The organism is Paenibacillus sp. FSL W8-0439 (assembly GCF_038008995.1).
Lineage (GTDB): Bacteria > Bacillota > Bacilli > Paenibacillales > Paenibacillaceae > Paenibacillus > Paenibacillus polymyxa.
Genome location: NZ_JBBPAK010000001.1, coordinates 1,735,726 through 1,750,741, shown reverse-complemented (window position 1 = coordinate 1,750,741; position 15,016 = coordinate 1,735,726). Strand labels below are relative to the sequence as shown.

At 42.7% G+C, this 15,016-nt stretch carries 16 protein-coding genes; 5 read left to right on the top strand and 11 right to left on the bottom strand.

Features of this window, described 5'->3' with window-relative positions; genetic code table 11:
* Positions 1-32: 32 nt before the first annotated feature.
* The 9 genes from MKX36_RS07575 to MKX36_RS07535 all read right to left on the bottom strand — a co-directional run bounded on the left by MKX36_RS07575 (position 33) and on the right by MKX36_RS07535 (position 9,957).
* Positions 33-1,403, bottom strand: coding sequence for a helix-turn-helix domain-containing protein (locus tag MKX36_RS07575; protein ID WP_340864477.1), 1,371 nt, complete (start codon positions 1,401-1,403; stop codon positions 33-35).
* 325 nt (positions 1,404-1,728) lie between these two features.
* Positions 1,729-3,060 carry a helix-turn-helix domain-containing protein gene (locus MKX36_RS07570; RefSeq protein WP_164965406.1) on the bottom strand — a complete coding sequence of 444 codons (1,332 nt, stop codon included), beginning with the start codon at positions 3,058-3,060 and terminating at the stop codon, positions 1,729-1,731.
* A 223-nt stretch (positions 3,061-3,283) separates the two neighbouring features.
* A complete protein-coding gene (locus tag MKX36_RS07565) occupies positions 3,284-3,739 on the bottom strand; it encodes a GNAT family N-acetyltransferase (RefSeq protein ID WP_016820451.1) in 456 nt (151 codons plus the stop codon).
* A gap of 94 nt (positions 3,740-3,833) precedes the next feature.
* Positions 3,834-4,508 (bottom strand): VOC family protein, encoded by a 675-nt coding sequence (locus MKX36_RS07560; RefSeq protein WP_340864476.1) that lies wholly within the window; start codon positions 4,506-4,508, stop codon positions 3,834-3,836.
* Positions 4,509-4,553: 45 nt separating this feature from the next.
* Positions 4,554-5,078, bottom strand: a complete 525-nt coding sequence (locus tag MKX36_RS07555) for a hypothetical protein (protein ID WP_340864475.1) — start codon at positions 5,076-5,078, stop codon at positions 4,554-4,556.
* 136 nt (positions 5,079-5,214) lie between these two features.
* The gene (locus MKX36_RS07550; RefSeq protein ID WP_340864474.1) at positions 5,215-6,390 is read right to left on the bottom strand and encodes an MFS transporter; all 1,176 of its coding nucleotides are present in this window, start codon (positions 6,388-6,390) and stop codon (positions 5,215-5,217) included.
* 75 nt (positions 6,391-6,465) lie between these two features.
* A complete protein-coding gene (locus MKX36_RS07545) occupies positions 6,466-6,777 on the bottom strand; it encodes an ArsR/SmtB family transcription factor (RefSeq protein WP_014599587.1) in 312 nt (103 codons plus the stop codon).
* Positions 6,778-6,916: 139 nt separating this feature from the next.
* Complete coding sequence (locus MKX36_RS07540) at positions 6,917-8,965, bottom strand: iron ABC transporter permease (protein ID WP_340864473.1); 2,049 nt, start codon at positions 8,963-8,965, stop codon at positions 6,917-6,919.
* Positions 8,962-9,957, bottom strand: a complete 996-nt coding sequence (locus MKX36_RS07535; protein ID WP_340864471.1) for an ABC transporter substrate-binding protein — start codon at positions 9,955-9,957, stop codon at positions 8,962-8,964. Before MKX36_RS07535 ends, MKX36_RS07540 begins: the two co-directional genes overlap by 4 nt.
* A 171-nt stretch (positions 9,958-10,128) precedes the next feature.
* On the opposite strand from MKX36_RS07535, the gene infC reads away from it, so the two are divergent.
* Entirely contained in the window at positions 10,129-10,644 is a 516-nt protein-coding gene (gene infC / locus MKX36_RS07530; protein ID WP_019686800.1) for a translation initiation factor IF-3, read from the top strand.
* A 68-nt stretch (positions 10,645-10,712) separates the two neighbouring features.
* Here infC and MKX36_RS07525 read toward each other — a convergent pair whose 3' ends face one another.
* Positions 10,713-11,015 (bottom strand): hypothetical protein, encoded by a 303-nt coding sequence (locus tag MKX36_RS07525; RefSeq protein WP_017426691.1) that lies wholly within the window; start codon positions 11,013-11,015, stop codon positions 10,713-10,715.
* A 98-nt stretch (positions 11,016-11,113) separates the two neighbouring features.
* Here MKX36_RS07525 and MKX36_RS07520 point away from each other — a divergent pair, with 98 nt between their 5' ends.
* Positions 11,114-11,884: an ANT(4')-I family aminoglycoside nucleotidyltransferase gene (locus MKX36_RS07520; protein ID WP_025364484.1), complete on the top strand. Its 771-nt coding sequence runs from the start codon at positions 11,114-11,116 to the stop codon at positions 11,882-11,884.
* A gap of 443 nt (positions 11,885-12,327) precedes the next feature.
* Entirely contained in the window at positions 12,328-12,876 is a 549-nt protein-coding gene (locus MKX36_RS07515) for a hypothetical protein (protein WP_016820460.1), read from the top strand.
* 106 nt (positions 12,877-12,982) lie between these two features.
* Here MKX36_RS07515 and MKX36_RS07510 read toward each other — a convergent pair whose 3' ends face one another.
* Positions 12,983-13,366, bottom strand: a complete 384-nt coding sequence (locus MKX36_RS07510; protein ID WP_016820461.1) for a DUF423 domain-containing protein — start codon at positions 13,364-13,366, stop codon at positions 12,983-12,985.
* A gap of 219 nt (positions 13,367-13,585) precedes the next feature.
* On the opposite strand from MKX36_RS07510, the gene MKX36_RS07505 reads away from it, so the two are divergent.
* Positions 13,586-14,059, top strand: a complete 474-nt coding sequence (locus tag MKX36_RS07505; protein WP_017426689.1) for a hypothetical protein — start codon at positions 13,586-13,588, stop codon at positions 14,057-14,059.
* Between the two features lie 32 nt (positions 14,060-14,091).
* Positions 14,092-14,943, top strand: a complete 852-nt coding sequence (locus tag MKX36_RS07500) for a DegV family protein (protein ID WP_019686795.1) — start codon at positions 14,092-14,094, stop codon at positions 14,941-14,943.
* The last annotated feature ends 73 nt before the right edge of the window (positions 14,944-15,016 follow it).

The following is a 15,016-nucleotide window of genomic DNA, read 5'->3' as shown; positions in this document are numbered from 1 at the left end:
ATTTTATTTGCAATTGGAATGGTGGGATCAGCTTATTCTTCATCTTCATTAACTGCTTTAATCAGTTCTCCATAGACTGCCTTCGTGTTAGCAGATGCATGTTCTTTAAAATGTGTAAACAACCTCATACATCTGATTGCTTGTATTCTATTGTTAGCTTCAGCAGACTTTTCCAAACAGCTGAACAAAAATGTGAACCCATCTGAAAACTTCCCTTTACGCAAATGATAGATTGCCAATTCCCTTGAGAAATGAGTAAAACGTTCTGAACTAATTTGTTGAGTATACACGCCTACCTGATTCTGTTCATTCAAAAAAGATTGAATTTCTGTTTTAAACATTTCAAGGATGTGATCTACATTAATATTATATCGATTAGCCGCCTCAATTATATTATCTATTGCAGGGAGTATTTCACCTTTCTTTGAAGAGAAATAAGCAACATAATCAGGGATTACACCTAAGTCGCCTGACATAAGCCTATTCACATAAATATTAGCGGTTGCCCATTCTTTAAATTGATTTTTCCATTCTAGAGTCGTTTTATCTTTCTCTTCTACCCAGCTTAAATCGGCATATCTCTGGATATGTTGGAGCGCTGTCTCATAATCTTTATTAGCATCACAAACTTCAGCACGTATTAAATGCGAAAATGCCCAGTAGACAAATGGAGGGTATAGCGGCTTCTTTGTGTGTTCATTATTTTCATGATGCTGTTGGTCAATTTTGTATTGTATTGTAGCTTTATTTCCTAATGCTTTTGCAAACACATCCAATTTATCCCACTTTCGTAGAGAACGATATGTATTCACTAACGCTCTTAGCGCATCAAGCTGATCTATCTCATCTAACCGTTCAACGTAAGGTTCAAATTGAACTGCTGCATCATAGTTTTTCTCTTGATCGTCTCCAATACGAATTGTAAACAATCGATATTGGCAAACGGCCAATCGTTCTGAATACTGATACTTTTCCCCTTCTGCCACATTTTCATAAAGGAATGCCGCTGCTTCAGTATAACCTTCTTTAAAAGAATCCTCTGCCACTTCAAAAAGTGAAGGAAGATATACAGGATTATCTAGCAACATACCTACAACTCTTCGCAAGCAATCAAGTCGTCCTAACTCCACGCATCGGTACAAAAAAGGGCTGATTCTCCGCCAGTTGAGCGGTTCTTCTTCAATACATTCATCAATATAACGTTCATAAAAATAATCTGGGGGTAAATTCATTCCCATAGTGATGCGATCTAGCTGGTGAACAGAAATAGATCGGTTGCCCGTCACAATGCCACTAACTGTTCCTACATTCAAATCAATCATGTGACCAAACTCGGTCATGGTTAAGCTTTTCCGTATCAAATAGGTTTGAACTTCTGCTCTAATCGTAGGTATGATCTCCATAAATAAACCACCCTTTCAACACAAACTCGGCATACAATACATATACATTTTTGCACTTTTTACATATATTTCTCAAAAGAAGATTTCTTCATATTGATTATTTACAGCAAAATAGGTAATAAAAAGGCTAGACGGATCATTCCATCTAACCACTTATTAATAGTATATTTTTAGGTTCTACTGTGTCCTATACTGGAGACCTTTTTATTCTCACATTCCTCCGTGTTGTCCAGTGGGCTCATAAATAGACCCTTTGTCTTGATACTGAAGAGGGGAAACTACTACTACTAGTATAAAACTAGTAACTAAAAAAGATAGAATTACTTTACGTCTCATCATTATCCACCTCATTAATTATATTTCTATATGCTGTCTTCGTCTCAGATGCTGCACACTCTTGATAGAACTCATACAGTTTTACACACTTAATTATATACGACTTATTATTGATTGATGTAGATTTTTCCAAACAATTTAACAAAAAAGTAAAGCCATTTACAAAATTACTTTTGTTAAAGTAGTAAACTGCTAATTCATGTGTGAAATGGATATAACGTTCTATAACTAATTGTTGATTGTACGTACCTACACACTCGGGTTTATCCAGCAAAGCTAAAATTTCTGTTTTAAATTGATTTAGAATATGATCAACATTTAAATGAAATCGATTAGCAGCCTCAAGTATGTTATCTAATCCCGAAAGTAATTCTTCTTTCCTTGAAGAAAATAATGTTACATAATCAGCCAGAACACCAATTTCACCAGCATGAAGTTTATTTACATAAGTATTGGCTTTAGACCATTCTTTATATCTCATTTTCCATTCTGAAGTGATTTCATCTGAATCTTTCACCCAACTTAAGTCACCATATTTGTACGTATGCTGAAGTGCCTTCTCATAATCTTTATGAGCCTCACAAACTTCTGCACGAAGCAAATGAGAAAAAGCCCAATACGCAAACAGAGGAAAGCTTGGTTTCTTTGCATTTTCTCTTTTGGATGGATGGCGTTCTTGCTCCAGTTTATATTGAATTTTTGCCTTGTCTCCCAGAGCTTTAGCGAATAATTCTACTTTGTCCCATTTTCGTAACGAACGGTATGTATTCGCCAGATCTTTTAATGCATCTAACTGTTCTATCTCATCTAGTCGATCAACGTATATTTCAAATTGAACGGCTGCTTCATAGTTTTTCTCTTGATTATCTCCTTGCCTAGTATGGAACAAACGGTACTGACACATAGCCAGACGTTCCGAATATTGCTTTTTTTCACTTATAGCCACATTTTCATAAAGTATGGTTGCCGCTTGATACATTTTTTCATGAAATAATTCTTCGGCAAGCTCAAATAAAGATTCTGAATAGCCTAACTTATCCATCAATAAATTAACCACATCATGAATGCAGTCCAATTTATTGAGTCTCGCACAATTATGTATAAAAGGACTCATTCGACGCCAATTCGGATTAGCCTCTGCTAAATACTCAGACACGTAGCGTTCATAGTAATAACCAACGGGATAGCCCATCGCTTGTGTAATTCGGTCTAACTGATCGACTGAAAGTGTGCGATTCCCATTAATAATACTGCTCATGGTGCCCGGATTCATTTCGGCTGCTCTAGCTAAATCACTTAGGATTAAATCATGATCTCTCATATGTTTTGCTATCTCTGTGAGTATCGTGGTTGTTGTGTTGTACAAAGTAACCACCCCTTGTCAGGAACTTAGTAGGATATCAGCTCATTAAAAAAGGACTATTGCAATCCAATGATTGTATAGCCTTTCCGCAATTCATTGTACCATCTTTTGGCACAATATCATATACCTTTCAGAACCTTACTTAAGATACCTTTGAAGGGTTTGCAAAGAAAATTAAGCTCTACAAATCCTGAGACATACGAATCATATCTCTACACTGTATGCCATTCTCATAAATTTCTTCTACATAGTTATGTCTGACAAAGAAATCTAGATCTACACCTACAATTCTGAAACCACATTTTTGGTAGAGAGCTAACTGTCCAATGCTAGAGTTTCCTGTACCAATTTCTAATGTTTTATAGCCTTGTATCCGGGCTGTTTCAATCGCATGTGTCACTAATTGTCTGCCAATCCCCTTACCCTGCATGACTTCCGATACTGCAATATTCACCACCTCAATTGTTTCAGGTCTTGTAGGTAAAAGAACATAGACTCCCACAATTTGATGGTCAATTTCTGCTACATAACACTGCCCTCTTTTCAAATATTCCTCAACAAGTTGGCGCGAAGGATCAGCTAGTAACAAGAGCTCTAACGGATAATTTTCATTTGAATTTAGCAATCTAATATTCATCTATTCTCTCCTATATGTATGGTAATCCCGGGATTTTCCTCTTATTGATCTATTCTAGAAATCCAGGGTGGTAGCGATGAGATGAAGCCTTAACTCAGGTTGATCTCAATTCATACGACCCATTATGAAGCGAAAGACGGGCAGAGCATATACCTTCAAACAAGACACGGATGCTGAACACGGTCGGAAGCCTATCATCAGGAAACCAGGGACGTTGCTTGTCTGTAACAATAAAGGAACCTTCCACATCCCCTAGCGGTACAAATTTCTGTCCAGCCCCTCCCCATGAATTAAGTTGGAACGTTTCGGTAATTATTCTAGAACCCTCTGGGACATCATCGACCGGAAGACCAATCTCGCTTATACGAAGTATCGAGTGAGATCCGAAAGCTTCAGCGACTGCATTATCGAGTGTATGGTGGGCAATGAATTCAACGAGGTTTTGATCCGGATCATAGAAGTAAAACGCGGTTGCATTCCAGTTTTCGAAAAAAAACTCATCTTCTTGGTGCCTTGAAATCAACGAAATTCCTCGGTTGATAGCCCACTGTTTGGCTTCTATAAATTTATTGGTTGGAATCGTAAAGGCAATATGGTAAAACTCATTTTCCATATGGGAGGATTCCTGAAAACCAAGCACCGATTCCCCTACTTGGAACGACAACCGCGATGGACCCTCCTCTACAACCTGCAAATCCAGGAGAGAGCCGTAAAAAGCTTTCATCGCTTCGAAGCTGTGTGTGCCTAAGAGCACTTCTTTTAATTTCAAAGCAATCGTCCTCCTCAAATGTAAAAGATAAGCCCATAACATTGGTTATTGGCTATCTTTTAATTCGCTCAAAAGTTTGGCATTCACATCCAACGATTTAAACCGATGTAATATATCCTGTTCATCCAGAGCTTTACTTTTCGCCATTTCGAAATAAAGCTTGGGCTGATCCCGAAATGCCCGTGCACTCCCAATCGAGTATGCTTTCTTGAGATATTCATGAGCTAATAGGGGCTTGCACTGAAGAAGAAGCGTTTCCGCCATTAGAATGTAAGGCTCTGCATGTATAATTCGGTACTCCGAACCTTCTAAATCTAAAATTTCGTCATTTAAAAGCTCTACTGATCGCTCCATATGACTGTTATAGTTGAGTATTTGAACATACTGATGCAAGGTTACACCTGTAATGCCCCATGTATGCTTTGGCTCAGGGATTAGATCCCAAGCCTTCTGTGCCTTTTCCTCGGCCATACCGCTATCTATGGGAAGTGTAAGAGCTGCTTCCTCTCCAAGAGCCCAAATCGCTTCTTCCAATTGAGCCTCCAGATCGTGATACATTCGAATATCCATCAGATTCCTCCCCATAAATAATGTAATTTCAACACATAGAGATGTCTACTCCTTTATTACGATTAACGAAAGCGCTTAATTAAGGATAGCACTCCCCAGATAAGCAACGCCAAGATCCCGTTTACCTCTCCATATTTTAACGCACGTTAGCTTCCGTTGCATTTGATTTGAACATTTTTATTTTTATGATAACCGATAAAAATGCTAGCAGTGCAAACATCATTCCACTCCAGATGAGCTGGTGTATTCCCAAGTGAGAGATAAACCACCCACCCATAGCAGCCCCTATCGTAATACCGAGATTAGAAAATGAGACAAATAGGCTATTACCGAACTCTGGAGCTTCTTTCGCTTCAGTGGTTAACCATGCTTGGCTAATAATTAGCCCTCCGGAATGTACAGCTCCCCAAATGAGCACAACCACAATCATCGGTAGGAAAGAAGTACCCAGAGCATAAGTGAGTACGTAAATGACCATATATAGCAACGGGAACGTGATGACAGTCTTTGTCAGATTTTTATGTAGTAATCCCCCAAATAAAAAGTTCCCAAAAATCATAACGATTCCAAAGACCATCAGCATCATACTGATCCATGACCCGTTCATACGGGTTATTTCTCCAAGATATTCAGCAAAATAGCTATACACTGAAAACATAGCTGCAAAGATAAAAATAACTGACACAATATTGAACCATAATTGAGGCTTGCGTAATACACTTAGCTGTCTGCCATAAGACATTTTTTCCTGAACAGGTAGAGAAGGAAGCCATATGAGGATTCCTACAAATGCAATCATGCTTACGACAGCTCCAAACCAGAAAGCAGCTTCTAACGCTATTTTCTCAGCAAGATAAGAAGTCAAGGGTACGCCAAAAGCAAATCCCACCGTGATTCCGGCGAAAACCTTGGTGACGGCTTTACTGCTCTTTTCAGGGGGAACAAGATTAGATGCGGTCACGAGGGCAACTGAAAAAAAGACAGGATGAAATATTGCAGGAAGAACACGAAAAATGAGCATGACCTCAAAATGAGTAGTATAGGCATAGACAAGATTTGAAATAACAAAACTGAATACTGCTATTAATAGAACAACTTTACGATTCATGCCAGAAACGAGTAAGGTCAAAAACGGTCCTGAGATCGCAACAACGAAAGAAAATATACTGACGAGCCAACCAGCTTGGGAAGCTGATATATTGAATTTTTGAGTGACTTGGGGAAGAACGCCTATAATCCCCATTTCCGTTGTAATAATGCCGAACACGCCCAAAGCTAGAATGATAATAAGTAACGGGTTAACCTTTTTCATATTTAAGTATAAGCCTCCAATTAATTATATATATAGATTTATAGATATGTTATGTGAAAAAAAACTCCTTTCTGTTTATAGTTCTTTTTGGATGTACTCGGCAAATTCCTGTATTGTTTTTTCATTCCGACGGTAGTACGTCCACTTTCCTACTCGCTCAGACTCTAACAAACCGGATTTTTGCATCGTTAATAAATAACTTGAGATTACAGACTGTGCAAGTCCCGATTTGGCCTGAATATCTCCCACACATACACCAATTTGAAAATTGAGCCCTTGCTTTAAATAAGCCTGCTCATCAAAATAATCTTCTGGTTTTTTTAACCACTGCATAATCAGACGACGAGTCTCGTTCGACAAAGCTTTATAAATCAATGACGGTTCCATACTTCACATTATATCTACTTTATTAGATTTGTAAATATTTAATTCAGATGATTCCTCAGATGATTACATAGAAAAAAATAATAAAGGCTGCTTCCTCACGGAGAATCCGCTTGGAAACAGCCTGTTCGTGTCATCTCAACTACACAGATTTACTCTTATTCGAGCGGTACATCAAGTACAGAAAATACGGTGCACCGATTAGTGCAATCAGCAATCCAGAAGGAATTTCGGTCGGCGCAAGCACGGTCCGTCCAATCGTATCCGCCAGCACCAGCATGACCGCTCCCAAGATGCTAGACAGAACAATGGAACGGCGTACATGGTGCCCGATCAACGTACGCACGATATGCGGAGCAATCAGCCCAATGAAGCCGATTGTACCCACACAGGCTACTGCTCCACCCGCCAGCAGCACACCTACTACCATCGCCCACAGCCGGGTGCGGCGCACCGGAAGCCCCAGTCCCATAGCGCTGCTATCGTCAAATACCAAAAGATCGAAACGGCGAGCCAGCCACCATGCTACTGGCAACAACACGAGTAGAAAGGCCAGAATGGTTGCCACCTGCCCCCAGTTTCGAGCGTAGGTGCTACCAGTCAGCCAGATATAGCCTGTGCTACCCCAGAGCGAACCTTGGATGATCAACACCTGAATACCGGCTGATCCGATGGCAGATACGGCAATCCCAAGCAGGATGACCACTGACGGATTTAGGTGCTTGTTCCACGATAAAAAGAAGATCACCGCTGCCGACACTGTCGCTCCAGCAATCGCCGCGATGGGCAGCATATAAATAGGCAGCCCAGGCCACACGATAATCACTGCAAGCGCACCGAAACCAGCCCCTGACGAAACTCCAATGATCGAGGCATCCGCCAAAGGATTACGAACCGCTAGTTGGATCAAGACGCCGCTGACCGCAAGCGCGATACCAGCCCCGGCCGCCACCAGCGTACGTGGTATTCTAAATTGAAGCAAAGCCGAATTCGCACTCTCCCCGCCAAACAGGCCTGATAGCAGATCCCCCACTGGAATGCGCATTCCTCCAAACATCAGGCTGAATACCGTTAGCAGCACGGCACAGCACGCAAATATTGTAGCCAGTCTGCCAAACGGTAATTTCCGAGAGCGCACACCTATGTTCATGGAAGACTGTCCGCCGATACCGGATGGCAGCTTCATTTTCCGCAAAATCAGCCAAATCAACCAAGGTGCCCCAATCAAGGCCATGACCGCTCCGGTTGGCAGATCCATGCTTGATTTGTGAATCATTTTCGCCAGCACGTCTGCGCCGATCAACAGCAGTGCCCCCCAGAGGAAGGAACCGGGCAGCACCCAACGATGCATTTTCAACCCGCTTAGGCGCACCAAATGCGGAGCCACCAAACCTACAAACCCGATGGGCCCAATGACGCTGACTGTAATGGTCGACAGCAGAACCGCCAATACAATACCCACCGCCCGGGTTAAGCTAACCTTTTGTCCAAGGGACGTGGATGTGGACTCATCCAGATCCAGCACATCAAACTGCCTTGACAGCAAGACAGCAATGACCGAGAGTCCTACGACCCAAGGCCAAGCGTAAGTCGTCCCACTCCAATCATTTTGCACCAGTGAGCCCGAACCCCAGAGAAACAGTCCCTGTGTTTCAAATGAATAAAAGATATGTAGCGCTCCGGTGAACGAACCAAGAACCATGGATACGATCAAGCCGGCAAGCGCCAACCGAATCGGAGTTCCAGCTCTTCCCCCGCCCATAAAGTAAGCCAACACCGCTGCCAACAGACCGCCAGCAGCGGCAAATAGAAATGGCGCCTGGTGCAGCAATCCGGGAAACATCACCGCACCCAGTACGACCACAAAGTAGGCACCAGCGTTTATCCCTAGGGTATCAGAAGCTGCCAGTGGATTTTTAGTGATGGCCTGAAGCAAAGCACCCGCGATGGCCAGCGCACCGCCAGCCAGGATTCCAATGACCGTACGCGGCATCCGAAGATCCCAAACCATGTTATGCTCAAGCGTATCCTGACGCTGGGTCAACGCCTCGATGACTGTATGGAGCGGGATCGAAGCCTCCCCATAACACAAGCTTACAAAAAAAAGCACGATGAGGACGATCAAGCCGCCCCCAAAGATGCTTCCTATACGCCAAGTCTTCGATAATCCCGTTGTGTCCGTTCGGGTCATTTCGTCAGAGCTCCAACTACTTGATCAACCAGTACTTTGGACGAAATTGGGCCGCCGAAAGTCCATGTTGTACCGTCTAGCGGGTAGGTGCGTTTTTCTTTAACAAAGTTCAGTCCGTTCCATACCGTGTTGTTCTTCATCGCAGCGCCAAATATATCGTCCGTCTTCTGCGTAATGTAGATAAAATTACTGTCCTGTACAGCTGGAAGAGCTTCGATTCCAACGGTACTAAATCCGTACTTCTCAGTCTGGTCCGACTTCCAGTCGTTCACCATGCCGATTCTCGCAAGCGTACCCGCTACAACTGAATTATCCTTGAACATTCGCAGACTGGCAGCATTTTGAGCTGTAAAGGCCTGTGTCAGCGCATAGTGAAAGTCTACTTTGCCCGCTTTCTCCAATGTTGCCTTTGCCTCTACATAGTGCTGGTCAAGCTCGCTTAATACTTTATCAGCCTGTTCCGTTTTACCGGTAGCCACCGCGATTTGCTTGAAAATCTCGACCATACGGTCGTAATCATAGCCGTTTCCTTTGTAAGGATCGTATTCTATCGTCGGTGCAATTCCCTTAAGCTGTGCATAGATCGCTGCATTGTTATCGGCGTTAGAGATAATAAGATCCGGCTTGAGCGCCGCAATCGCTTCGAGATTGGGTTCGCCCCGTGTACCGATATCCGTTACGGTATCAGCCAGCTTCGCCTCTGGTGTCACCCACAGCTTGTAATTGGCATTGTCCGCATTCCCGACCGGCTGTACGCCAAGTGCAATCAGATCCTCGGTAAACGTCCATTCGAGTACAACGACACGTTCCGCTGGCTTGTCCAGCTTGACTTCCCCATGGTCGTCCTTAACCGTAACCGGACCAGCCGCTGTAGATGTCTGCTCAGACCCTGTAGCCCCTTCCGTCTTCGAGCTATTCCCAGCCGAACCGCAGCCTGCCAATACAATCGCAAAAACTACAAATAACAATAGGCCATTCAACATCTTTTTCATTTCTCTCAATCACCCCTGTATGTATATGCATCGGAAAATGATAATCATTATCAGTAAAAGAGTATAGGGGTTAGTGATTTTTGTCAATAAGGATATATCGAAGTTCAATTGAATCGCACATAGGTTCCGTATATGATAGTTTTATCATTGTTTAAGGGAGGCTACATTGAAGTGGCAGTATTAATTAACGAGCAAATTAAAGCTGACGAGGTGGTGCTCACCGGACTCTCGGGGGAGAAGCTCGGCGTTGTTTCCAAGTCAGAAGCCTTGGCTATGGCCCGATCCAAGGGAGTGGACCTGGTCTGCACCTCACTGATGAGTAGTCCGCCACCGTGCAGCTTGGTTGCAAAGGGCAAAGGAAAAGCGCTTGTGCAAAAAAAAGCCGCAGCAAGCAAAACAAATAACGGCCAAGCCGCAGGAAACCATGGTAAAGAAAAGGTCAAGGAGCTTCGCTTCACCGCTCACATTGAGGAGCATGATTACGACACGAAGCTGCGTCAGGCGGACAAACAACTGCGTTCTGGTAAACCGGTACAGTTGGTCGTTAAGGCCTCAGGCGCAAAAGAAGCACCTGTCGCCAAAGCGGTGCTGGAGCGTCTACTGGGCGATCTGAAGGAAGTCGGTGTAAAGGAAACTGGAATCCAGACGGGCGGCAAGGGCTCACAGGTGAAATTAAACCCTCGCTGAATGGCGAACCAAATGGCGAATCAGTAGATTGGACAAGTCTCTTAGTTCGTACAATCAAACACTTCACCTTAGTCCTCTAAGCCTAGTTCGGCTATAAGAAAATCAGCCTGATCCATTTTCATCTGTTTCTTTTCTTGGCTGTAATCCCATCCGAGTGCTATAGCATATTTAATGATACGGGCACAAGTATTGGGTTTATGAAGGTTGATGGACCAGTTCCCCTTCCATGAAAAGCTCACTTCAAAAAATGAAGTTTTGGAAGAGTATATTCTAAGACTGACAAAATCTCTGCTAGGCATTTCATTAATCACACAATGAAAAATAAAATTATTGACCGTAATGTTTTTAGTTCTCTTAACAAAGGGCTTCATAAGTCACCACACTACTGATAAAATAGATGTTTTCACTTGTCGCTATTTCCCCACAGCACTCCATACCATGCTTGCTAAAAACGGAGGGAGAATCACAAATGAACATGAATGGACCTGTCCACATTTCCCGAAATGAGAGGCTTCAGACGTGCCATGAAATAGCTGCTAGGTTACATGAAGTATACAAAGACAAAATTCTAGCTATAGGGGTCTATGGATCTGTTGCCAAAGGTACGGACGGCCCTTTCTCAGATATTGAAATGTTTTGTGTACTAAGTGAATCCAACGCTCCCGTAGATTTTAGCCATGAATGGTCGGCGGGTCCCTGGAAAGCCGAGGTGAACGTCTGTAGTTCAGACATTCTTCTGAAAACCGCCTCTACTGTTGAGGGTACGTGGCCGTTGACACATGGACCCTTCTTTTCCCCACTTCGTCTGTATGATCCTAAAGACTTTTTTTCCATATTAAAGGAAGCTGCCGAATCCCCAACAAAGGAAGATTTCAGGCATGCAATCAACGAAGTGCTTGTAGGTGAAATGTATGAGTTTATTGGAAAGCTTAGAAATGTCACTATAAATGGCCCTCGTACCTACTTGCCGTACTTGATCATGCAGTTTGCCCAATATGGAGCTATGTTAGTTGGGTTACACAATCAGAAGCTTTTCTCAACGGGCTCAATGGTTCTACCAGAAGCACTGGAACTGCCGGGTCGTCCAGAGGGATTTGATCATCTGGTTAAGTTGGTTATGTTCGGAGATTTAGCGGAACCAACAAAGATCATTTCAGTCTGTGAAAATTTCTGGAGTGGTCTTGTGAGTTGGGCAGTCGAACATGACTATCATATTCAATCACAACGAATCCCATTTTGATTGAATATAACATCCACTTTATTTTTTGCTTACTATAATATACCATGTTTTCGATATGCTAAATCCCTCTTTCGTTAAGGGGGATTTTAATTTTTTTCTCGGCGCAAAAAGATCCTTAATGAAGATATGCCACGCTATACTTTTTTGTAAAATATTTAAAATTTAAATTACTTGATTTCATTCCCCACCTCACTTATTCTCGGTATATGCATACTTTAGCTCTATTCATTCTTCTCATATACAGTCCTCATTCATGTACACACATGCTAAAATGTACATTTCCTGTGGATTCAGAAAAAATTTAGCGCATAGGGCTTTATATAGAACTTATTTTTGCTAATGTCCAACAACAGGGCCCTAGGCCCTATGACAGATTACATTTTAATGATATATTGATAGGTACTACAAAAGACTAATTACCCAGGGCTTGGGCTGGAGGATGTATGAAAAAGGAATCAAATCAAGACGAAACCAGTTATTTATTTAATGTTGATGTATTAGTTAAAGGTCGTTCGAACGTAGAGGCCCTTCAGTTCCTGCTTCATCTCTTGAGCCAAAACGAACAAATTGCGGATAGTCGGATTCAATCCGGTATCGAACTTGGTAATTTAATTGAAGCTGCATTGTATCTAAAAAAACAGTCGGCCGTTAATAGCCCGTCTGATGCAGCCGCTACGCTTGCGGAAAAATTCTCCAAAAAGAAATCAGCCGCAATTACGAACAAGACACCCGTTATTCAAGAGATCAAACAATCCCACGTACAGCCAAAGCCTGCAATACAACAAGACCTTAGTACGTACGAATGGATCAAACGCTATATACATGATAATACGCTTGTACGGTTAATCGTGAACCGCTACGGCGGACAGCGCAGCATTCCATGCCGCATACTCAACCTGGATCATGATAATAACCTGCTGAGTGTGTATCATGTTGATGAGAAGCAAGTGTACTCCTTTAAAATGAATGAGATTGATGAGATCACATCGTAAATGTAATATCTCACTAGAACAAGTAAGCATGAAAAAAGAGAATCGATAGGAAAAGCATGGCGTCTTTCCTATCGATTCTCTTTTTTAAAATGGGGCAATGAGCTTTCTAATTCTCTTTCTTTAGACCGGCAGCAGCCCATGCCAACAATATCCATCCTGCAATAAAACACACGCCTCCTAATGGGGTGATCGCACCCAGCACACGGATTCCGGTTAAACTTAGCACATACAGGCTACCGGAAAATAAAATGATACCCGTGAACAACAGCCGCGCAGCCCATCTTAAGCGGGTCGAAGGGCCCCACTGTCCGGCAGCCAACGCAATGATCAGCAATCCGACAGCGTGAATCATATGATATTTCACACCGGTTTCATATACGGCCAATGCATCCGCGTCAATCCGTGCTTTTACAATATGCGCCCCGAACGCTCCAATGGCTACCGCCAACATCATCATTATAGATCCTACCATAATCCATCTTCGTTGCATGTTTTTTATACTCCTTTTCACTGATCCTTTTACCCGAATGTTCTTCTTATTTTATCGGAACAGCATGAAGTTTACCAGTCAGTGTGTGTAAACAAACCGCATACAAAATTCGATGATTAAGCCCTGTCTATTGGAGGGTAATGTGTAAAGTGGCTTGCTTTTTTGTTTATTTTGTGGAAAATTAGTACCTGTTCGGACTATGTTCAAGGAGTTGAAAAAATGAGTAACCAAGATCCTAATTTGCAAAAGCCTGCTGCGTCTGAGGAGCACCCTGTTTTTTCAGAAGCTCCTGTGTTCCAGCCTCCGGTCAAGCTCAAGCATTCCGGCCCCGGAATTGCTTCTTTTATTATGTCGCTCGTCAGTCTGATCGGATATATTATTCTGGCTATTATGGTCATTAATCTGATGGCTCATTTCAGCCAATACCAAACTATGAACCCGGAAGTCGCTTTGCAGCAAACCGGAACGATGCTGATTCCCTTTATTTTTTTAGGCAGCCTGCTGCTCAATTGTAGCGGACTTGTGGTCGGAATCATCGGCATTGCGTTAAAAAACCGTAAGAAAACCTTTGCTATTATTGGATTAATCATTAATGCACTCATTATTGTAGGCTTTATTGCACTACTTGCCATCGGTCTCGCCATTCCGAATAGCACGGCGGATATTTATCCTTCGTCTGTGCAATCTTTATGATTTTTCTGCATCTCACAGAGAGGATTTAATGTATGAACAAAATTAAAATTTTTGCAGACAGTACCAGTGATGTTCCTGCTCACTGGCGTCAACAGTACGAGATTAGCATTGTACCATTGTATACCGTATTTGGTGATGAAGCATTGCAAGATGGGGTGAACATTCACCCGGAACAATTATTTCAGCGTGTCAGCCGCGAGGGACGCTTACCTCGTACCGCCGCACCTTCTCCGGCAGATTTTATTCAAGCCTTTACGCCCTACATAGAACAAGGAGAGGACATTTTATATATAAGTCTGTCCTCCGAGCTATCATCGACGTACCAGAATGCGCTGCTCGCTGCCTCCGAATTTCCAGAAGGTCGCATTACGGTTTTTGATTCCCTAAATCTCTCGTGCGGCTTTGGCCTGCTTGTGATGAAAGCTGCTCGCGCGGCAGCAAACGGTAGTACGATAGAGCAGATTGTAGACATGTTGACGGCAACCAGACCGCTAATCGACACGGAATTTGTGATTGATACACTCGAATATCTATATAAAGGCGGAAGATGCTCAGGCATGCAAAACCTGATCGGCAGTCTGCTCAAAATTCGTCCGGTAATCAAAGTGATTGATGGAAAAATGACGCCTGCCTACAAGGTCCGCGGCAAACGTGAAAAAGCACTGGAACAAATGCTGCAAAATGCCCTGAACCAGCGGGATTTGATGGATAACGATATGATCATTGTCGTGCACGCTCTGGCTGAGGAAGATGCGCTGATGTTGCAAGCACGTCTGAAAGAGGAAACGAACGCACAAGAGGTACTGTTAACAACAGCAGGCTGTGTTATATCCAGTCATTGTGGTCCACAAACGATCGGTATTATGTATGCCAAAAAGGCATAGTTTATCCAATATCAAACCTGTTACCCATCGGTAGCGGGTTTTTTGGTATTTTTCCAGCAATTTAGCAATGAAT